This is a genomic window from Armatimonadota bacterium (assembly GCA_035527535.1).
Taxonomy (GTDB): Bacteria; Armatimonadota; Hebobacteria.
The window spans coordinates 1-19,430 of record DATLAK010000123.1 but is presented as its reverse complement, the minus strand read 5'-3'; the positions used below and the strand labels follow the sequence as shown (position 1 = coordinate 19,430).

Genomic DNA, 19,430 nt, shown 5'->3' with positions numbered 1-19,430 from the left:
GTTGGCGAAGGTGAACTCGTCGTCGCCATCCAGCCGCGCGTAGGTGCGCACGCCGCCCACAGGCATGCCCGCGCTCATCTTGTCGGTGCCGCCGACCGCCGCCACCCGGTAGCCGCAGTTAAGGTAGCGGTACCACTCGGTGAAGCAGAACGCGTCCAGCCCCCCGGCGCCGGGGTCGCCGAAGTAGCGCAGCTCCGCGCCGTCCAACTGCCCCAGCGCGAAATAGACCGGCTCCTCGCAGATGGGACTGGGAAAGTGGGGGCGAATGACCACCCCTTCGCGGCGGCGGCAGGTCTGCGCCCACTCGGTCAAGGTAGTGACGTCGGGGTCCCCGAGGTAGGCTTCACCGGGCCCGCCGGCGCACATGGGGAAGACGGGGTCGCCGCGCGTGCCGAGCATGGAGATGTGCCCCAGCAGGTGGTGGCGGTTCTCGGTGCCGACCCAGACGATGGTGTCATCGGCCGAGCACCCTGACTGCGCGCCGGTGATGTCGGCGACATTGGTGAAGAGCTTGCCCCACTGCGAGGCCAGCAGGTTGACCAGGTTCAGCCCCTCGCCCTGGCCCTCGAGCCAGGCGGTCTGGGGGCTGATGAAGTGGACGTGGGTGTCGGCGGTCACCCACCCCGACCGGCGCCAGTCGGCGGCCCGCCGCAGGCGCAGCTCCAGCTCGCGCTGCCCCGGCTTGATGTCGAGCTTGCGCCGCAGCGGCTCATACTCGAAGCCCTTCGCGATCTCGCAGAAGACCTCCCCCACCGGCAGCTCGATCTGAAAGCGCCCGGGCACGTAGGCGTGGCTGCTGCCGCCCAATTGCAGGTCGCCGCCGTAGTCCTCGAACCAGCCCTCGTTGACCACCTCGTGGTGGCCGTAGGGCGGTAGGTACTCGCCGCGGCTGCCGTGGAAGTGGGCGCGGGTGGGCGTCGGCTTGCCCGTCGAGTCGTCTATGACGGTGACGTACACCCACGCGGTGCGCGGCTGCACGATTTGCAGGCGCGCCCCGCCCACGCCACTGGTGGCCCGGCCGCCGCGGTAAGCCTCGCCGAACGCCAACTCGTATCGCCGTTCGCCCGCGCGCACGGAGAGGGTCGCGCCCTCGGCCCCGGTGGCGTGAAGCAAGAAGTCGCGGGTGGGTTTGTCCTCCGGCTTGGGGACGCCGAGGCCGCGCTCGGGCGCCTTGAGCCACCGTTCGTCGGGCCTCGCGGGCGCCGCGTAGAGGCGGGTGATGTGGCCCATGTCCAGGCCGGCGTCCAACTCGGAAACCTTGACCTTGTCCCCGGGCGGCAGCAGCAGCCGGTACACCCGCCGCGGGACGTGGCGCAGAGGGTGGCCCGGCCCGTCGTACAGCGTCAGCCCCAGCACTGCCACCGGGCCGCTGCCCCGCGCTGTGAGGACGAGCGCGGCCAGCCGCGCCTCGGGGCGCGGGTTCTCCAGCGCGTAGATCCAGGCGGTGCAGAGCCTCGGCTGCCTGGTGAGGCCGGTCTGGTACAGCCCCCACGATTTCGCGGCCTCTTGCGCTTCCGCGACACGGTTCTCGTTAGCGTCGGCGGCGGCATAGCCGTGGGGCGGCCATCCGGGGCTGAACGTGCCGACCTCGAAGCGCGCGCGGATGACCTGCACGTGCTCCTCGCCGTCGGCATATCTCAGCGCGTAGTCAGCGAGGGGCTCCCCGACGTGCTCAGGCCCCTTGGCGACGTCGCAGAAATGGAGCACGCACAGATGGGTGGCGGTCCCGCGCAGAGGGATGACCACCTCGTGGTCCGCGCGCTCCAGGACGACGAGGCCGCGCCGGCTCGGGTCCCGCGGCTCCAGGCGGAAGGGGATGCCCCAGAACCGCCGGCGGCCGCGGGGCAGGTGCGGCCAGCCCTCGCGCGCGGCGGCGCTCCATCCCTTGCCCCGGGGCTTGGCGGGAGCGTTGAAATGTGGGCTGAGATCAACGGTGCGGAACTTGGTCATGGTCAATCATCCCCTTGCTGCGGGCGATGCGCCGGTCGCGCCTGTGGGAGCACCCGTCAGCTCCTGGTTTCGTGGCGTGGGCGGCCTTTCCTGCACTGCGGCTGAGGTCGCCAGAGCGGGGGCAGACAGCCCCCCGGGGGCCAGGGCCTGACTGCCGGCAATCTGCCCGCGAGCGACAGGAGAATCAACCCTGCCGGGGAAAGCCATGGTCCGGCAGTACGGTGCCCTTGGAGGCGAGCAGGATGCGGATTGCAGCCGCACCCTCGCGTCCGGCGGAGAGCGCCGGCAACAGGAGGAGACGACATGAAGCGAACGCGTGGGCGGGCCGCAGTGACGGGGATGTGCGCAGCACTCGGCCTGGGCCTGATGACAGCGTTGACGGTGGGCTTGCCCGCCGGCGGTTTGGCGGGCTGCGCCCGCCAGGCGCGCGGTCCGGTAATCCGCGTTTCGGGCGCGTGGGCGCTCTACCCCATGATGGTGCGGTGGAGCGAGGAGTTCCGCCAGATCCACCCCGACGTGCGCATTGACGTTTCCGCGGGCGGCGCCGGCAAAGGCGCGGCGGATGCGCTCGCCGGCCGGGCGGACATCGGCATGGTATCGCGGGACATCCGCCCCGAGGAGCTGGCCCAGGACGCTTTCTGGGTGCCGGTGGCGAAGACTGCGGTCTTTGCTACCCTCAATGCTGCCAATCCGGTGGCGAGCGAACTGGCAGCGCAGGGGATCAAGCGGAGCACCCTGATCGCGCTGTGGACAGGCGGCAGCCCGCCGACCTGGGGCGAGGTAGTGGGCAAGCCGGCGGTGAAGGACCGCGTGCGCGTTTATGTCCGGGGGGATGCGTGCGGTGCGGCGGAGACCTGGGCGCGCTACCTGGGCAAGCAAGTGGCGGACCTCAAGGGAGTCGCGGGGTTCGGCGATGATCGGCTTACGGACACGCTGCGCAGAGACCCTCAGGGCATTGGCTTCAACAACCTCGCCTATGCCTACGACGCGCAGACGGGCCGCCCCACGGCGGGCCTGATGGTCGTGCCCATTGACCTCAACGCGGACGGGAGACTCGACGACCACGAGGACTTCTACGGGACGATCGGCCAGGCGAGAACGGCGATTGCCGCCGGCGTCTATCCGCCGCTGCTGACGCACGAGGTTTACCTGCTCACCAGGGGTAAGCCGACGGGCCTCGTCCAGGAGTTCATGCGGTGGGTACTGCGCGACGGGCAGGAGTTAGTGGGCCCCGCGGGTTGCATCGCGCTTGGGCCGGACCAGCTAGCGGCGGGCATCGCGAAGCTGCGCTGAGGGCGCCGGGCCAGGAATCGTCCGCGGCGGCGCTCCATCCCTTGCCCCGGGGCTTGGCAGGGGCGTTGAAATACCGGCTGAGGTCAACGGTGGGGAACTTGGTCATGGTCGCTCATCCTCATTATAGCGTGGTGTTCCCTCGAAGCCCTTCTTCGCGCCGCAGTCGTTTCTCTGCGCGCGCAGGCTGTGCTATAATCCCCGCGTTGTGGTTGTCTGATCGGCAAGGGGATGCATCGGCATGAAGACCTACAAGATCGCAGTCATACCCGGCGACGGCATCGGTCCCGAGGTCGTGGCCGAAGGGCTCAAGGTGCTGCAGGCGGCGGCCGCCGCCACGGGCATGAAGTATGAGCTGGTCAACTTCGACTTCGGCGGTGAGCGCTACCTGCGCACCGGTGAGGCGCTGCCGCCGGGGGCGCTTGATGAGCTGCGGGGCTTCGACGCCATCTACCTGGGGGCGGTCGGCCATCCCGAGGTCAAGGCCGGTATCCTCGAGCAGGGGCTGCTGCTGGCGCTGCGTTTCGGCCTCGATCAGTATATCAACCTGCGCCCCATCAAGCTCTACGCCGGAGTGTGGACGCCGGTCAAGGACAAAGGCCCGGCCGACATTGACTTCGTGGTCGTGCGCGAGAACACCGAGTGCCTCTACATCGGCAGCGGCGGCTTCGTCCACAAGGGCACGCCCGACGAGGTGGCGGTGCAGGAGATGGTCTATACCCGCAAGGGCACCGAGCGCTGCATCCGCTTCGCCTACGAGCTGACGCGCAAGCGCAACCGCGGGCGCAAGCTCACCCTGTGTGACAAGTCCAATGTCCTGACCTACGGCCACGACCTGTGGCAGCGCGTCTTTCGCGAGGTGGGCGCGGACTACCCTGACATCGAGCAGGACCACGCCTACGTAGATGCAACTTGCATGTGGATGGTGAAGAACCCGGAGTGGTTCGACGTCATCGTCACCTGCAACATGTTCGGCGACATCATCACCGACCTGGGGGCCATGATCCAGGGCGGCATGGGTATCGCCGCCTCGGGCAACCTCAATCCCGAGGGGGTATCCATGTTCGAGCCCATTCACGGCTCCGCCCCCAAATACGCGGGGCAGAACAAGGCTAACCCGCTGGCCGCCATTTCCGCCGCGCAGATGATGGCCGAGCACTTGGGCGAGGCGGAGACCGCGCAGCGCATGGAGCGGGCGATCCAGAGCGTGCTCGCCGGCGGCAAGATCCCCACCATGTCCGCGACCGGGGGCCTGCCCACGAGCGAGATCGGCGACCTGGTCGCCGCGGCCGCGAGCGGCGGAAACACCGTCGGCGGATGAACGCGGAAGGGGCGGACGCCCAAGAGAAGAAGCCGATGGTGTCGGGCCCTCGCGCGCAATAGCGTCCCCGGCGAGGAATCTTGAGTCGGGTGGAATCGAGGTAGCGTATGCCCCTTTCGGAACGCGAAAACTACCTGCGCAACGCCTCCATGACCGGGCCGGAATGGATGCCGTGCAGTGTTAGCATCTCCGGCGCATCGTGGGACCAGTGGCGCGGCGAGCTGGAGCAAGTGCTGGCGCGCCACCCGACGCTGTTCCCCGGCTTTGAGCCGGGTGAGCGCGACTACGATGAGTGGGACTACGGCGCGGCCCATCGCGCGGGAGAGCGCTTCACCGATGCCTGGGGCTGCGTGTGGTACAGCGAGATCGCTGGGATCGAGGGACAGGTGGAAGGACATCCCCTGGCCGACTGGGACAAGCTCGAGACCTACCGCGCGCCCGATCCGCTGGTGCAATGGGACCGCGAGCCGGCGAACTGGGAGAAGGCGCGCAGCGATGCCGAACAGGCCCGGCGCGAGGAGCGGCTGGTCACGGGCGGGGTGAGGCACGGCTTTCTGCTGATGCGCATGTGGTACCTGCGGGGGTTCGAGAACCTGATGTTCGACATCGCCACCGATGACCCGCGGCTGCCCCGGCTCATCGAGCTGCTGGCGGAGCACAATCGGCGGCTCATCGGCGCCTGGCTTGACATCGGCGTGGACGTGATGGGGTTTGGCGAGGACCTGGGCACCCAGACCGCCTCCATCATCAGCCCGCGGGCGTTCGCCGGGTACGTCGCGCCGGTGTACAAGCGGCTGATCAAGCCCTGCCGCGACGCCGGCTGCCACGTCGCCTTCCACAGCGACGGCTACGTCATGGAGTTGCTGGGCCAACTCATTGACTGCGGCGTCACCATCGTCAATCCGCAGGACCTGTGCAACGGCATTGACAACCTCGTGCGCGAGGTGAAGGGGCGCGCGTGCATCCGCTTGGACATTGATCGCCAGAAGATCGTCCCCTTCGGCACGCGCCGCGAGATCCGCGACCTGATCGAGGAGGAGGTGCGCAAGCTGGGCTCGCCGGCAGGGGGCCTGGAGCTGCTGGTCGGCATCTACCCGCCGACGCCGCCGGAGAACGTGGACGCGTTGTGCGATGCGATGGAGGAATTCCGCACCTACTGGTGGGACGGGCGGGGGTAGCGGGCCTGCGGAAGCGCTGTCGGCCGATTGAGGCACATTTCCGCCCGTAGGGCGGCAACGGAGACGGATCCGTCATGAGCAACACAGCATTTCCACCTTCTCCGACATTCCTGATGCTGGTCGCTGCCGGTCTCGCGCTGGCGGGCGCCGTGTGGGCGCAAAGCACTCCCGCGCGCATCAGCGAGGAGTCCTTCAAGGTCCTGACCGCCTTCTACGATTACGATCAGCAGATCCCGCTCGAGGCGCGCGTGGTGGAATTGCAGGAGGAGGCGACGAGCGTGCGCCGGAAAGTGGTGTTCCGCAGCGCGCGCAGCTTCCTGGTGCCGGGGTATCTCGAGCTCCCCACGGCGGGCAAGCCGCCGTATCCGTGCGTGCTGCTCCTGCATGGCTGGTCGGGATCGAAGGCCGACTGGTGGGAGGACGGCAGCTACATCAGCGGCGGCGTAGCGCGCAAGGCGCTGCTGGCGAAGGGCTACGCCGTGTTTGCGCTCGACGCCCAGGGCCACGGCGACCGCATCGCCGAGAACGATTACCAGGTCGTCAACCTCTACAACGAGCCGGGCGCTCCGACGCGCAAGAACTACTTCACCCTGCGCGAGATCATCGTGCAGACGGTGATTGACAGCCGCCGCGCCATGGACTACCTGGCCACGCGCAGCGACATTGACATGCAGCGCATCGGTGTGTTCGGCTATAGCATGGGCGGGTTCGAGGCCCTCGCCTTGACGGCCACGGAGCCACGCATCAAGGCTAGCGTGGCCTGCGCCGTGCCCAGCTCCTGGAACCACGATGTCGTTCTCACGGCGGCCAACTACGCGCGCGGCATCGGGAATCGGCCTTTTTGCCTGCTCATGGGCAAGCAGGACGACATGATCGGTGAGGCGCAGGCGCGCCAACTCTACCGGCTGATTGAGGGAGCGAACACCAAGCTGGTACTCTACGACGCCGGCCACCAGTTTCCGGCCGAGTACGTCGCCGATGCAGCCGCGTTCATCGCCGAGCACCTCTAACCCGGATTATGCATTATGAGCGTGAAGCATTCACCTGATGGGTGATCGAATGAACGCACCCGTGTTGGGCATAATGTCAGCCCCACAAGCAAGGAAGCGCTTGCCTATGTCGAATGAGAGTGCAGCCTGCAATCTCGCGACAAGGAAGCGCTTCCCGCATGGCTATTATCGCGCCGCAAACCCACCTCGTCAAGCCTTCCGCCAAAGCGACGGGCAAGCCCTCCAAACAACCGGCGGCCAAGCCCCTGTCTTATCGCATCGAAGCGACCGAGCCGAGTCTCACCGGTTTTGGCGGCGCCGGGCTGTTGGCGCAGTTTCTGCAGCGGCTGGGCTTGCCGCAGTCGCTGGCGGCGTTGCCGAATCTTCCGCGCACCCGCTACCCTGCCGCGCGTTTCCTGCTGGGGCTGTTGTATGGCCTGGTGCTGGATCGCTCGCGCCGGGCCCACGTTGCCGAATTGGGCGACGATGCAGTGTTTCCGCAATTGACCGGCCTGGCCGCGCTGCCCAGCCAGAGCGCCTTCAGCCGCTTTCTCGCTCCCTTGCGGACGCCGACTGCGCAGGCCCTGTTGGCGACCAATCGCGCGCTGGTGGCCAAGGTGCGCAAGCTGGGCTCGCCCGCCGGCGGCCTGGGGCTGCTGGTCGGCATGTACCCGCCGACGCCGCCCGAGAACGTGGACCCGTTGTGCGATGCGATGGAGGAATTCCGCACCTACTGGTGGGAGGGGCGGGGGTAGCGGTCCTGCGGAAGCGCTGTCGGCCGATTGCGCGGATAGATGCGGATTCCCGGTAGGCTCGCGGTCTCGCCGGGCTACCGTAGGGCGGGCGTTGCCGCCGCGGACGGCGCGCTCCGCGTAGCGTGGGTTGAGGGACTGGTCGGAGCGGGGAGAGGAACGTGGCCACGCGGCCGCCGTCAGGCAACGAGGGCCCGGAACGGGCACCGGACACGCGTTTCGACACCGCACTGTGCGGCATCGCCGCTGCCGGCTTCGTGTGGGTGCTGACTGTTGTCCCGAGCCCGCCTCTGCTGATGCTCGACGCCGCTCTGGCGACCGCGGTGGCGTTGATTTACGCGGCGCAGCACCAGGCCCTGGCCCGACCGGGTGCGCCCGTGTGGTGCTTCATGTTCGGCGGCTGGTCGGCCGCCGTCTTTCATATGGTGGTGCCGCTGGTGGGCGCCCAGCCGCTGCCTGGGGCCGGAAGCGCCATCGGTCCGGCGACAGTGGCGGGCGCGTTGATCCCCCTGATCGTTGGCGGCGTGATCACCCTGCTGCTGCTTTGGCCCTATGCGCGCCGCGTCCTGGGCCTCGAGCGACGCCCGTTGTGGACCGATGACGAGCCAGCGCTGCACATGAGCATTGCCGCCATACTCGTGTTCTTTATCGTGGCGGCGATAGCGCGTCTAGCGACTCATTGATCTCGCAGATCAAGAGGACAGCAAACAGCACTTTAGCCTGGAGGCTTGCCGGCTGCGCACCGGCGCGCGCATCCCACCCTTGTCGTCGCCCTCACCTTGGCGGTGTAGTGGCTGGCGCTGGAAGCGCCCGTGCCGCCGGAGTGGGAATCACGGGTGCGCACCCGCGGCAAGCGGTCCTACTTCACCGCCGCCATCGAATGGCCAAACAGCCTCCCGCCAGGGCACTCGCTCTTCCCAGCCGCGTCATTTAGCCTCAAGCGAGGCGAAGCACCCTCGCCTACCCCGCCCGCCAGTCCTCCGGCAGGAAGTAGGCGATGAACTGCTGCTTGGCGTAGCGGTCGGTCATGCCCGCGATGTAGTCGCACACCCGCCGCGCCAGGTCGGGCGGGTTCTTGTCAGGCGCGGGCGTCCTCTCCTCGCTCGCCACTGCCAACTGCGGCACCTCAGCGGGGTTCTCCATGTAGTAGCGAAAGAGGTTGCCCACCACTTCGCTGACCTTGCGCAGCCCCGCCCCCGTGCCCATACCCCCGTAAACCCGTGCGAACAGGAAGTCCTTGAGGTCGTCGGTCGCCGCCGCCACCGCGTCGCCCATGGTCACGTCGTCCGCGTCGGCGCTGTGGCGCACGAGGTCGCCGACCATGGTGGTGATGCGCTGGGAGTGGCTCGCGCCCAGGACCTGGATGCAGTTTGTGGGCAGGTCGGCCGCGGCGATGATGCCCGCGCGCAGGGCGTCGTCTATGTCGTGGTTGATGTAGGCGATGCGGTCGGCGAACATGACCACCCGCCCCTCGAGGGTGGCGGGGCTTGCCCGCGGGCCGGAGGGCGGGGTCGCCGCTGATTCCTCTCCCTCGAAGGGAGAGGCCGAGTGAGGGTGCATCCCGCCGCCTGCCGACCCTCTCCCAACCTCTCCCTGAAAGGGAGAGGGGTTAGATGCGCCGCCAGCGCCCGACCCCGTCGTCGCCTCCGCCCGCGGCAGGTCGCTCTGGCCCTTGCTGTGGCGGGCGATGCCGTCGCGGGTTTCCCAGGTGAGATTGAGACCGCGGCCGTCGTTCTCCAGCACCTCCACCACGCGCAAGCTCTGCTCCCAATGGGTGAAACGGGCGTCGGGGTCGAAGCGCCGGTAGGCCTGATCCAAAGCCTGCTCGCCGGCGTGGCCGAAGGGGGTGTGGCCGAGGTCATGGCCGAGGGCGATGGCCTCGGTCAGGTCCTCGTTGAGGCGCAGGGCGCGGGCGATGGTGCGCGCGATCTGCGCCACCTCCAGGGTGTGGGTGAGGCGGGTGCGGTAGTGGTCCTGCTCGGGGGCGATGAAGACCTGGGTCTTATAGGTCAAGCGGCGGAAGGACTTGCAGTGAATGATGCGGTCGCGGTCGCGCTGAAAGTCGGTGCGCAGGGGGCACGGGTCCTCACGGCGGGCGCGGCCCCGGGACTCGACCGCGCGGGCGGCGCGGGGCGAGAGGATCCGCAGCTCTAGTTGCTCGGTCTGCTCACGGATGGTCATTGCCAGGCGCCGACGCAGCACCTCCCGGGGTCAGGAAGCGGGAGGTTGTCGCCCGCCGTCCCCGGCGGCGGGTTTGAGGGCGGTCCGCAACCCCCTGCACCGCCCCCGGCGCGGTCATGGTATCACAGCGAGAGTGCGCGCCGCAAGCCCTCGGCGCACGCGTGGGCGACGCGGGCGTGGCCGGCCAGCCGCTGCTCCGGCCGCCGCCGCCCCGGAGGCGGGAGCGAAAAGCGGCGCAAAATGTGGAAAGTCCTAATCACGGAAGATGAGCAATCGCCTTTCATGCTCCGTGGCAGACGGCGACTTCTGGCTCAGCCTCCGGCGCCACCCCCTGGACTGGGTGGTGCGCGCCGGCGTGCTGGCGGCCTGCGTGCTGACCCTGGGTCTGCAGGCGTCAACCTGGCTGACCATGCCCCGGCTTACTGCCTCGGAATTGCTGCTATTCGCCGCCATGGCGATGCTGGCGGTGCTGTTTCTCCTCTACTGCCTGCGCGAGCTGCACGTGGAGCGCATTGAGACGGAACTGGAGCGCACCCACCGGCTGGAGGAGCTCAACAGCTCCATCATTCGCACCCTGGCCGTCGCCATCAACTCCAAGGATCGGATGAGCCAGGGGCACATCGAGCGGGTGCAGCAATCGGCCCTCGCCATCGCGCGCGAGATGCGCGTCGGCCCCGCGGAGGCGGAAGCCTTGCGCATCGCCGCCCTGCTCCACGACATCGGCAAGCTGGCGGTGCCCGAGCACATCCTCAACAAGCCGGAGCGCCTGACCGAGGAAGAGGAGCGCAAGGTCCACAACCACACCCGCGTCGGCAAGCGCATCCTGGAGCCGATCAGGTTTCCATGCGCGGTGGCCCCCGTCGTCGAGCACCATCACGAGTGCTTCGACGGCAGCGGCTATCCCGACGGGCTGCAGGGCGTGGAGATCCCGCTGGGGGCGCGCATCCTCGCGGTCGCCAATGTTTACGACGCCCTCGTGTCCGAGCGCCCCTATCGCCCTGCGATGTCGTCCGACCACGCACTGGCTCACGTTGCGAGCCAGGCCGGCACCTACTTCGACCCCGAGGTGGCCGCCGCGTTCCAGCGGGTTGCGGCCAGCGGTGAACTGGCGCGCATCTACGGCGACGTCGGCTCCCTGCGCCCCGACACGCAGAGCGGGGACCAGGCCTCCATCCAAGACGCCATCGCCAGCGCGCGCGAAGAGCTGGTCGCCCTCTATGACATCGTTCAGACCATGAGCGCGACGCTGAGCGTCGCCGAGGCCTTGAGCCTGATCGCCAGCAAGACCAAGGGCATCGTCAGCTACTCGACCTGCATCGTATTCCTGGTGGACTCGGAGAGCAAGGCGGTGGTGGCGGAACTGGTGCGTGGCCTGCGCGAGAAGGAACTGCCGGGCATGAGCATCCCCCTGGGCGAGGGGGTGAGCGGCCGCGTCGCCGCCAGCGGCATGCCCATGCGCTGTGACGATCCAGGCCGCGACCTGGAGTGGGCGCAGCCGGGGCCCAGCGGCGGCGTGCTGCACTCGATGCTGGCAGTGCCGCTGATGCGCGAGCGCGAGATCGTCGGCGTCATCAGCCTCTACCACGAGCAGCAGCACGCCTTCACCGAGGATCACCAGCGCCTGCTGGGCATCGTCGCGCGCCAGGCGTCGTTGGCGATCGAGAACGCGCGCGAGTTCGAGCGCACCAAGCAGTCGGCGCTCACCGACAGCCTCACCGGCCTGCCCAACGGGCGCTGCCTCTACATGCTGCTGGAGCAGGAAATCAGCCGCGCCCGCCGCCAGGAGCAACCGTTGTCCCTGCTCGCGCTCGACCTCGACGACTTCAAGACCATCAACGATACCTTCGGTCACCAGGCGGGCGACCAGGCCCTGCGCGAAATCGGCGACATCTTCGGGCACGCGCTGCGTGAGTACGACATCGTGGCGCGTCACGCCGGCGATGAGTTCTTCGTCGTTCTGCCCGCCACCGGCCGCGACCAGGCATACACCATCGCCGGCCGCATCCAGTCGGCCGTCGCCGGCCACCAACTGCGCGTAAACAGCCACACGCTGGCGCGCCTGCGCGTCAGCATCGGCGTCGCCACCTTCCCCGACGACGCCCCGGATATGCACTCCCTGATCGCCGCCGCTGATGCCGCCATGTACGCCGACAAACGCGCCAATCAGCAGCATCTCGATATCCTGCCCCGCCGCACCTAGTCGCCCCGACTCGTCGGGGCTTTACGATAGGGGCCCCGATGCCGATCGGGGCCCCGACCATTCCCACCGCGCCGACCTGCGGCGCGGCGTCTTGCCTGCGATGTGACCCCGAGCGAGGAACAGGACTCCCCGTGCCGGATCAATGCGCTCCCACCTCCAGCAGGGGACGACGCGGTCCCGGGGCGATCGCGAGGAGGCGTAGAGCACGCGGACGCAGAAACCCTGGTCCACCGGAGCGCAGGTCACAACCGGCAAGCGAGGTGATGTAGGCGTGGCGCAAAGCGAATCCCGTTCGGCGGGCGAGCGTTTCCTGGCCCTGGACCTGGGCGCCGAGAGCGGGCGCGGCGTGCTCGGCACGCTCGACGGCGGCAAGCTGCAGTTACGCGAGATCGGGCGTTTCCCCAACGGCCCGGTCAACCTCCTGGGCAGCCTGCATTGGGATGCGCTCGGCATCTTCCACCACCTCAAGCACCTCCTCGGCGCGTGCGCGCAGGAGGGCGAGGCGTTGGCTGGCATCGGGGTTGACACCTGGGGGGTGGATTTCGCCCTGCTTGACGGCGACGGCGAGCTGCTGGGCAACCCCTATCACTACCGCGACGCGCGCACCCAGGGCATGTTTGAGGCCGCCTTCTCGCTCGTCCCGCGCGCGGAGGTCTTCCAGCGCACCGGCATCCAATTCATGGAGATCAACACCCTCTACCAACTGCTGGCGATGGCCCGCGCGCACTCCCCCGCGCTGGCCGCCGCGCGGCGCCTGCTGATGATGCCCGACCTGCTCCACTACTGGCTCACCGGCGAGCAAGCGGGGGAGTTCACGATCGCCACCACCTCCCAGTGCTACGATCCACGCGCGGGCGATTGGGCGCGCGCGATGCTGGAGCGCATGGGCCTCCCCACCGCCATCCTGCCGCGGATCATCCCGCCGGGCACGGTGCTGGGGCCGCTGCACAAGTCGGTAGCGGAGGAAACCGGGGCGCGCGGCACCGTTATCGCGCCTGCCGGCCACGACACCGGCGCGGCGGTGTCGGCGGTGCCGGCGGTGGGTGACGACTGGTGCTACATCAGCTCGGGCACGTGGTCGCTGATGGGGGTGGAGACGAAAGCGCCCGTCATCACCGACGCGGCGCTCGACTATAACTTCACCAACGAGGGCGGGGTCGCGGGGACTTTCCGGCTGCTCAAGAACATCGGCGGGCTGTGGCTGGTGCAGGAGAGCCGCCGCACCTGGGAGCGCGAGGGCGCGCCCCTGAGCTATGATGAACTGGCCGCCCGCGCCAGCGCCGCCAAGCCGTTGAGGTCCGTGATCGAGCCGGATCATCCGTCGTTCCTGGCCCCGGGCGACATGCCGGCGCGCATCCGCCGCTTCTGCCGCGACACCGGCCAGCCCGAGCCGTCGGACGTGGGCGCAGTGGTGCGCTGCATTCTGGAGAGCCTGGCGCTCAAGTACCGCTGGGTGCTGGCATGCCTGGAGAAGATGCTGCGGCGGCGCATCGCGCGCGTGCACATCGTCGGCGGGGGGGCGCGGAACCGGCTCTTGAGCCAGCTCGCCGCCGACGCCATGCAGCGCCCCGTGATCGCCGGCCCGGTGGAGGCCACCGCCATCGGCAACATCATGATCCAGGCCATCGCCGCCGGCGCGGTCGGCTCGCTGCCGCAGGCGCGCGAGATCATCGCCGCCAGCTTCCCCACCGAAACCTATGAACCGGGTTCTCCCGCCGGCTGGGACGAGGCCTATTCGCGCTACTGCGCGCTGCTGGATGGGTGACAGACAGCCACACGCGGACGCCCGTCAGAGGTATCCCAGGTCATCGAGGCGCCAGCGGATTTCCTACTTGTCATCGGGGGTTAGCTCGCGCGTGACCGGCAGCCCTGACGGGGGATGATTCAGCCGCCCCCACGTGATACGCCCCCCATGTGCGCTCGTGGAGGTAGTAGAGCAGCATCTTTGACACCACCTCGACCGCGCCGATGCCCACCGACAGCGCCGGCGGGCCGGTAGCGGCGCGGCGGATCAGCGGCGCGACAGCGTTTCCCGCGCCTGGGCGATGTCTAGTTGAATCTGCTCCGCCAGCTCCTCGCTGCTGGGAAATGCCCGTTCATCGCGTAGGCGGGACATGACGTCGAGCGTGATGTCGCGGCCACATAAGTCTCCTTGCGCGGCATCGAGGATGTGCGCTTCGACGCAGGGGGCAGGCGACGTTCACAACCCCTTCGAGAACACGAGGCCGCGACTCTCAAAGCCCCGCGATCGGTAGAACTCGTGGGCCTGCGTTCGGTGGAAGCCGGAGTCGAGTTCGATGCATGTGCACGAGTGTCGCTTGGCGACCTTGACCAGTTCCTCTAGCAGCAGGCTGCCCACGCCCTGCCCACGGAAGTCCTCGTGCACGATCATCTCATCAGTATGGGCAGGGCCTCCATCCAGCCACAGGCTGTTCTTGATCGTCAGGGAAGCGAACCCGATGACCTCGCCGTCAACGCGCGCCGACAGATAGACCTGGGCCCGCGAGCGGATGCCCTTCAGGAATGCTCGGCGCACGCGTTCCTCGTCAGCGCGCCAATCCGGCCACAGCTGATGCAGCAGCACCAGTATCTGGTCGAACTCCTCCGCTCTGGAGGGCGAGATGTCCACCGTGCTCATCGGGAACTCCTCATCAACGCAGCGGGTGGCGGTGGCGACACGTGAAGCACAGTCATGCATGAACCGCTGGGATGTCATGCTGAGCGCAGCCTCAAGCGCGAGCGTAACGCGAAGCCGAACAAGGGTATGACCGCGAAAGGTTTCCCCGCCTCTGGAGGGTCGGGATCACCCTGGGCGCGTGGTCCGCCACGGCGGATAAACCTGGAAACCGCGCGGATGTAGGGGCAAGGCATGCCTTGCCCCTACTACGTAGTCGCGCCCGGGTGTGCGCCCAGCCATCCCAACGAGAAACGGTCGCACCCTCGAAGAAGCTTGCCCTCCACAAAGCACCGGGCGGCGCGGGCTATGAGGCCATCGCGGTCGGGCTCAGGCCTCTTCCTCCTCGCCGCGACCACGCAGGCGCGTCGCGATCTGCTCTTTCTTCTCGCGCAGCACTTCCTTGCTTTTCTCGCACCACTCGGAGCCGCTGCGAGCAGCCCGCTCCTTGAGATCGCCCGCGCGGTCCTTGATGCGGCTGCGCATCTTCTCACCCGCCTCCGGCGCGAACAGCAACCCCAGAGCGGCGCCGACCAGCGCACCCAACAGCAGGCCTCCCACGAACTCGCCGCTTCGCATGCTCATAGAAACCATTCTCCTTTCCCCGATCGTCTGTGTGCGGATTATAGCAAGCGCCCCCACTCCGGTCAATATCAACGGGAGCACATCGCTCGACCCCGCATCCCGATCGTGGCATCGAAGAAGCGCGCGTCGCATCGCCGCCATCGGCTCAGGGCGGGCCTACCAGCAGCACCGGGTGGGACCAGGCTGTCTTCCCGTCGCGGGTCATGGCCTGAATGCGGCAGTAGCGCGCGGCCGGCAGTGGGAACTCCGCCCGCGTAAGGTCCTGGCCACGGCGGCCGAACGCCCGCGCGCCTATGGTGGGGGCGGAAACCATGGCGATTGATTGCACCGGCGAGGTCGTAACGCGAATGCGATCGTCGCCGATGCGCAGGTCGCGGATCTCCGGCCCGGTGGAGGCGTAATAGCGCCCGCGACGCAGCGCCTCCATCACCGCCTCCACCGTCAGGCTCTCGGCGCGGATCATGATCCACGCCCGGCCGTGATCCACCGCGCTGTGGTGCCCGTCGTCCACCGCGAGCGCGCCCAGGTCGTGGCCGAGGCTGAGTAGGTCATCCCAGTGCGTCGCGCTGCAGCCGCGCGCGTTCTCGAGGTCGCAGCTCGTGTTGTAAACCTCGATCGCCAGGCAGCCCGCCAGCGCCGCTATTTCCTCGGCCGCCAGCCCCGACCAGTAGGGGTGGGCGATGATCGCCTCGCCGCCGTCGGCGCGGATGATGTCCACCAGCTCCTGCGCGGTCGGAACCGCCGGGCGCGCCAGCCGGCCGCGCGCGTGCAGGTCAAGCCCGACCACGTGATAGCCGGCGCCTTGCCGGGCACGATCGCCGCCCAGCTCGGCGCCGGGAATGACCAGGAAGTCGTCGCGCTCCGACGCGAACTCGGTGACCAGCCAGTGGTCGGTGATGGCGAGAATGTGATACCCGGCGCGCCGGTAGAACTCGGCGGTGTCGGCGGGAGCAAGGTCGCCGTCGGTGTCGGTAGTGTGGGCGTGAAGGTTGGCGCGATACCAGTTGCCGCGACAACGGAAGGGATTCTCGAACAAGGCAAGCCTCCTGTGACGACAGGCTCTCACGGGTCCTCGGTGGTGCCGGGCGGCCGCGCCGCGTCCTCGGTGTCACCCGCGGCCGCAAGCGCCCCGCTGAGCGACGTGCGCATGGCGGCGACGAACTGGCCGCACTCGCTGCAGGCGTTGGCAAGCATGGTGTTCGCGCGATAGAGCTTGCCTTCGAGGGTGCGCTCCAGGTTGTCGAGCAGGCGCGCCATCTCCACCAAGCGCGCCTGGGTCTGCGCCGCATCGGCCCCGGTTGCATAGCGCAGATGCAAATGATACACGGTCAGCAGGTAGGGCACGAGCAGGCCATAGGGCACCACGATGACCCCCCGCTCGTGGGCCTGGGCATGGGCGCGCCGACAGGCCGCGAAAACCGCCTCGGGCACCGCCGCCACCGCCCACGGCAGAGTCCGTTCGGCGTCTATGTACCCCGCCACTTCGCGCACGCGCTTCACGACCTGGGCCTCGATTTCATCGTTCAACTGCCGCTGCGCCTCCGGATCCTCCGCTTGCGCCAGGCGTTCGAGCAAGTCCGTGGACGGCCACTTGGAGTCAATCGGCAGCAGCCGCCCGTCACCCATCACCAGCGCGAACTCCACCCGCTTGCCCCCCAGCGCCACGTCGCGCTGGAGCATCTCCGCGGGAAAGCACGCCAGCGCCTCCGCCACCACGTTCTCGCCCGCGCGCCCCTTGGCGTAGCTCCCGATGAGGGTCGCCTGGATGCGACTCACCGTCTCCTGGGCCCGCTCTCGGGCGCGCCGGTCGGTTTCATCTTGCGCCGTCATGCGCTCCAGTAGCGCGCGCGCCTGGCCCAGGCCCGACTGCAGGTCCCCGCTCACTTGACTGGAGGCCGCCAGGCGCTCGCGGATTTGCGCCAGCGATTCGCCGTGGTCCGCGATGCTCTGCCGCAGCCACGACAGCTCGGCCGGGCCATTCCCGCGCAGCCGCCCGAGGAGAACCACCAACAGCACGATCACCACCGCCAGCCCCGCTGCCAGCACTATCTCAACCGCGCTCATCGCCAACCACCTCCCCGCTCCCTTCTCTTCGACTCGCGGGCCCGGAACGTCCTGCACCCGTCACGGCGATGACAAGCTGCCATGGCCTCCGGGGCATGGGGGAGCTTGGAGCTCCTGGTGCAGGTCGCACCCGCCTCGGACACCGCTTGCGCGACACCTGTAACCCTCTCGACGGCAGCAGCGAGGACACGCCGGCGGCTATGCCGGCGGGTAGTGCCCCCGACCAGTCGGGGTTCCACGTTCAGCGGAGCGCATCCCCGCTTGTTGCGGTTACACTCCCCGGGGCGGAGCCGCTTGACGGGGGCGCATGGGCGCAGTACGATGACGCATCGGCGAGCGCAGTCGTGCGCCGTGGCGAGGGAGGCGATGAAGCTCATCCAGCAGACCCCGGGATGCTCCGATTTCGACCTTGTTCTCGGCAAGCGGGCGGCGCCAGCGTTTCGCGTGCTCCTGCCGGAGAGGATCGTTTCCGCAGGCTCGACGCTGGTGGCACCGAGCCATACGGTTCCCGGCGAATGGGCGTTCACGCTTGCCGGCGCGCGGGGCGAGTTCGCGCCGTCGCCACTGGTGCGCGTGGTGGTCGGTATCGAGTGCGGCGAGGCCGAGATCCGGGTTGATATCGAGTTCATCAACACCTCGCCGCGGGTGCTGTCGAGCGTGACTGCCGACTTCTGCGCGGCGGTCAATCACCTGCCGGGCGCGCCCGGGTGGTGCAATCGCGACTTCATCCCCTCGGTCCCGCTCGACCGCGGCCTGCAGGGCCGCTACTGGTACGAGAAGGTGACCCCCCACGGCCTGAAGGCCCTCACCGCCGAAGGCTGGGTCGCCATGCATCCGTGCCCTGCTCACCCCGATGCCGACGCGGTGGGAGAGTACGAGTGGACTCTCAGCCCTCGCACCGACGCCCACGCCTGCGCCGCGCGGTCTGCGGATGGAAGCTTGCTCTTTTTCCAGGCGTGGGATGCGCCCTGTCGCCATATCGGGCCCTTCCCCGGGAACGCATGCATGCATCTTGTCCCGCTCGTCGCTGAGCTCATCGAACCCGAGAAGACCGCGACCATCCGCGGCCGCATTGGCATCTTGCGCGGCGACTGGCAGGCGCTGGCCGGCAAGATCAATGCCGAGCTGCCCGCCCCGGCGCCGACGGGATAGACGGCAGTCGAGAAGGAGACCTCATGCTGACCCCAGACCTGGAGTTCAACCGCTCCCTTACGCGCGATCTGACCCTCTATCGCTACCCGCTCCTGGACGAGGAAGGCGAGGGCGTGGACCTCACCTGGTACGCGGAGGTCTCGGTGCACCTGCCGCGGCGTGGGGACACCTATCCCGTCTACGAGGTGCCCGCAGGCAAGGTGGTGCTGCTCGACGAGTTCGTGTTCTGGTGCCACGCCGCGCCTCACGCCATCTGCGGCGGCAGCATTGGCCGCGTCACCCTCGACGGGGGGTACCAGATCACCATCAACGCCGCCGCCGCCGGGGGCGAGGCCAACCACTATGTCCCCGCCCGCCCCATCGTCTACTTCCCCGGCGAGTGGATCGCCGTCTGCCCTCACCATCTGGGCGAACTCTCCGACGTCCCCTTCCGCCTCACCGCGCGCTTCCGCGAGAAGCCCGCGCCCCCCGGCGCCGTCGCCGGCCGCCAGGAGCGTCTAGTCGGCGGCGCGCAGCCGTAGCATTTCTCCGGGGTCACCCGCGCCTCGTGCGCCATTGACCGGCTGGGCAGGGCTGTGGCAGAATAGGCGGGTGAGATCCCTGCGCGTGCTGTCTGCCAGTGTCCGGGGCTCCCCCGGCCGGCGGCGGTTGGCCCTGCGGGTCGGCCTCCCGGTCGCGGTCGCGGTGATGCTGCTCATCTGCTACTGGCTGACGCTCGCGCCCACGATCACCGACCCCGATTCCGGCGAACTGGCGACCGCGGTGCACACCATGGGCGTCGCCCACCCCACGGGTTATCCCCTGTACCTGATAGTGGGCAAGCTATTCGACCTGCTTCCCCTGGGCGAGCCGGCGCGCCGCATCGCCTTCTTCAGCGCGGTGTCAGCGGCGGCGGGCGGGGGGCTCCTGTGCTGGATGCTGATCGCGCTCACTGGCAGCGGGGCGGCGGGGGTGCTGGGCGGGCTGGTGCTGGGGCTCAACTGGTGGGTGTGGCCCCAGGCCAACCAGGTGGAGGTCTATGCGCTTCACGTGTTGCTGGTGTGCCTGGTGCTGGCGATGTTCGTGCGCTGGCTGGAGCAGCGCACGCCGCGGCG

The 19,430-nt window shown here is 68.6% G+C and carries 17 protein-coding genes and 1 pseudogene; 11 read left to right on the top strand and 7 right to left on the bottom strand.

Annotated features, from left to right (window positions below):
- The coding region (locus VM221_08800; protein HUT74911.1) for a hypothetical protein at positions 1-1,950 on the bottom strand (1,950 nt) is incomplete at its 3' end.
- Positions 1,951-2,253: 303 nt separating this feature from the next.
- Here VM221_08800 and VM221_08795 point away from each other — a divergent pair.
- The 6 genes from VM221_08795 (at position 2,254) to VM221_08770 (ending at position 8,163) form a co-directional block, all read left to right on the top strand.
- Entirely contained in the window at positions 2,254-3,243 is a 990-nt protein-coding gene (locus tag VM221_08795) for a substrate-binding domain-containing protein (protein HUT74910.1), read from the top strand.
- A gap of 238 nt (positions 3,244-3,481) precedes the next feature.
- Positions 3,482-4,561: a 3-isopropylmalate dehydrogenase gene (locus VM221_08790; GenBank protein HUT74909.1), complete on the top strand. Its 1,080-nt coding sequence runs from the start codon at positions 3,482-3,484 to the stop codon at positions 4,559-4,561.
- Between the two features lie 107 nt (positions 4,562-4,668).
- Entirely contained in the window at positions 4,669-5,739 is a 1,071-nt protein-coding gene (locus VM221_08785; protein HUT74908.1) for a uroporphyrinogen decarboxylase family protein, read from the top strand.
- 74 nt (positions 5,740-5,813) lie between these two features.
- On the top strand, positions 5,814-6,749 hold the full coding sequence (locus VM221_08780) for an alpha/beta fold hydrolase (GenBank protein ID HUT74907.1): 936 nt from the start codon (positions 5,814-5,816) through the stop codon (positions 6,747-6,749).
- A 158-nt stretch (positions 6,750-6,907) separates the two neighbouring features.
- A complete protein-coding gene (locus tag VM221_08775) occupies positions 6,908-7,483 on the top strand; it encodes a hypothetical protein (protein ID HUT74906.1) in 576 nt (191 codons plus the stop codon).
- Positions 7,484-7,641: 158 nt separating this feature from the next.
- Positions 7,642-8,163 carry a hypothetical protein gene (locus VM221_08770; GenBank protein HUT74905.1) on the top strand — a complete coding sequence of 174 codons (522 nt, stop codon included), beginning with the start codon at positions 7,642-7,644 and terminating at the stop codon, positions 8,161-8,163.
- A 277-nt stretch (positions 8,164-8,440) separates the two neighbouring features.
- Here VM221_08770 and VM221_08765 read toward each other — a convergent pair whose 3' ends face one another.
- Positions 8,441-9,661, bottom strand: a complete 1,221-nt coding sequence (locus VM221_08765) for a deoxyguanosinetriphosphate triphosphohydrolase family protein (protein ID HUT74904.1) — start codon at positions 9,659-9,661, stop codon at positions 8,441-8,443.
- Between the two features lie 265 nt (positions 9,662-9,926).
- On the opposite strand from VM221_08765, the gene VM221_08760 reads away from it, so the two are divergent.
- The gene (locus VM221_08760) at positions 9,927-11,861 is read left to right on the top strand and encodes a diguanylate cyclase (protein HUT74903.1); all 1,935 of its coding nucleotides are present in this window, start codon (positions 9,927-9,929) and stop codon (positions 11,859-11,861) included.
- 271 nt (positions 11,862-12,132) lie between these two features.
- Positions 12,133-13,626: an FGGY-family carbohydrate kinase gene (locus VM221_08755; protein HUT74902.1), complete on the top strand. Its 1,494-nt coding sequence runs from the start codon at positions 12,133-12,135 to the stop codon at positions 13,624-13,626.
- Between the two features lie 246 nt (positions 13,627-13,872).
- On the opposite strand, the pseudogene VM221_08750 reads toward VM221_08755, so the two are convergent.
- The 5 genes and pseudogenes from VM221_08750 to rmuC all read right to left on the bottom strand — a co-directional run bounded on the left by VM221_08750 (position 13,873) and on the right by rmuC (position 17,184).
- Positions 13,873-14,034 (bottom strand): annotated as a pseudogene (locus VM221_08750) (riboflavin kinase).
- A 27-nt stretch (positions 14,035-14,061) separates the two neighbouring features.
- On the bottom strand, positions 14,062-14,577 hold the full coding sequence (locus VM221_08745) for a GNAT family N-acetyltransferase (GenBank protein ID HUT74901.1): 516 nt from the start codon (positions 14,575-14,577) through the stop codon (positions 14,062-14,064).
- 288 nt (positions 14,578-14,865) lie between these two features.
- Positions 14,866-15,120: a YtxH domain-containing protein gene (locus VM221_08740; protein HUT74900.1), complete on the bottom strand. Its 255-nt coding sequence runs from the start codon at positions 15,118-15,120 to the stop codon at positions 14,866-14,868.
- Between the two features lie 145 nt (positions 15,121-15,265).
- Positions 15,266-16,156, bottom strand: a complete 891-nt coding sequence (locus VM221_08735) for a CehA/McbA family metallohydrolase (GenBank protein ID HUT74899.1) — start codon at positions 16,154-16,156, stop codon at positions 15,266-15,268.
- A 26-nt stretch (positions 16,157-16,182) separates the two neighbouring features.
- Positions 16,183-17,184 (bottom strand): DNA recombination protein RmuC, encoded by a 1,002-nt coding sequence (rmuC, locus tag VM221_08730; GenBank protein ID HUT74898.1) that lies wholly within the window; start codon positions 17,182-17,184, stop codon positions 16,183-16,185.
- 321 nt (positions 17,185-17,505) lie between these two features.
- Here rmuC and VM221_08725 point away from each other — a divergent pair, with 321 nt between their 5' ends.
- From VM221_08725 to VM221_08715, 3 genes are all read left to right on the top strand, one after another.
- A complete protein-coding gene (locus VM221_08725; GenBank protein HUT74897.1) occupies positions 17,506-18,336 on the top strand; it encodes a hypothetical protein in 831 nt (276 codons plus the stop codon).
- A 23-nt stretch (positions 18,337-18,359) separates the two neighbouring features.
- Complete coding sequence (locus tag VM221_08720) at positions 18,360-18,857, top strand: hypothetical protein (protein ID HUT74896.1); 498 nt, start codon at positions 18,360-18,362, stop codon at positions 18,855-18,857.
- A 70-nt stretch (positions 18,858-18,927) separates the two neighbouring features.
- Positions 18,928-19,430: DUF2723 domain-containing protein (locus tag VM221_08715; GenBank protein ID HUT74895.1), on the top strand; the 503-nt coding region annotated here is incomplete at its 3' end.

What these genes read in the sequence shown, in the direction of transcription:
- VM221_08795 (HUT74910.1), top strand. Translation starts at nt 2,254, where the DNA reads ATGAAGCGAACGCGTGGGCGGGCCGCAGTGACGGGGATGTGCGCAGCA.
- VM221_08790 (HUT74909.1), top strand. Translation starts at nt 3,482, where the DNA reads ATGAAGACCTACAAGATCGCAGTCATACCCGGCGACGGCATCGGTCCC.
- VM221_08785 (HUT74908.1), top strand. Translation starts at nt 4,669, where the DNA reads ATGCCCCTTTCGGAACGCGAAAACTACCTGCGCAACGCCTCCATGACC.
- VM221_08780 (HUT74907.1), top strand. Translation starts at nt 5,814, where the DNA reads ATGAGCAACACAGCATTTCCACCTTCTCCGACATTCCTGATGCTGGTC.
- VM221_08775 (HUT74906.1), top strand. Translation starts at nt 6,908, where the DNA reads ATGGCTATTATCGCGCCGCAAACCCACCTCGTCAAGCCTTCCGCCAAA.
- VM221_08765 (HUT74904.1), bottom strand. Translation starts at nt 9,661, where the DNA reads ATGACCATCCGTGAGCAGACCGAGCAACTAGAGCTGCGGATCCTCTCG.
- VM221_08760 (HUT74903.1), top strand. Translation starts at nt 9,927, where the DNA reads ATGAGCAATCGCCTTTCATGCTCCGTGGCAGACGGCGACTTCTGGCTC.
- VM221_08745 (HUT74901.1), bottom strand. Translation starts at nt 14,577, where the DNA reads ATGACATCCCAGCGGTTCATGCATGACTGTGCTTCACGTGTCGCCACC.
- VM221_08740 (HUT74900.1), bottom strand. Translation starts at nt 15,120, where the DNA reads ATGAGCATGCGAAGCGGCGAGTTCGTGGGAGGCCTGCTGTTGGGTGCG.
- rmuC (HUT74898.1), bottom strand. Translation starts at nt 17,184, where the DNA reads ATGAGCGCGGTTGAGATAGTGCTGGCAGCGGGGCTGGCGGTGGTGATC.
- VM221_08725 (HUT74897.1), top strand. Translation starts at nt 17,506, where the DNA reads ATGACGCATCGGCGAGCGCAGTCGTGCGCCGTGGCGAGGGAGGCGATG.
- VM221_08720 (HUT74896.1), top strand. Translation starts at nt 18,360, where the DNA reads ATGCTGACCCCAGACCTGGAGTTCAACCGCTCCCTTACGCGCGATCTG.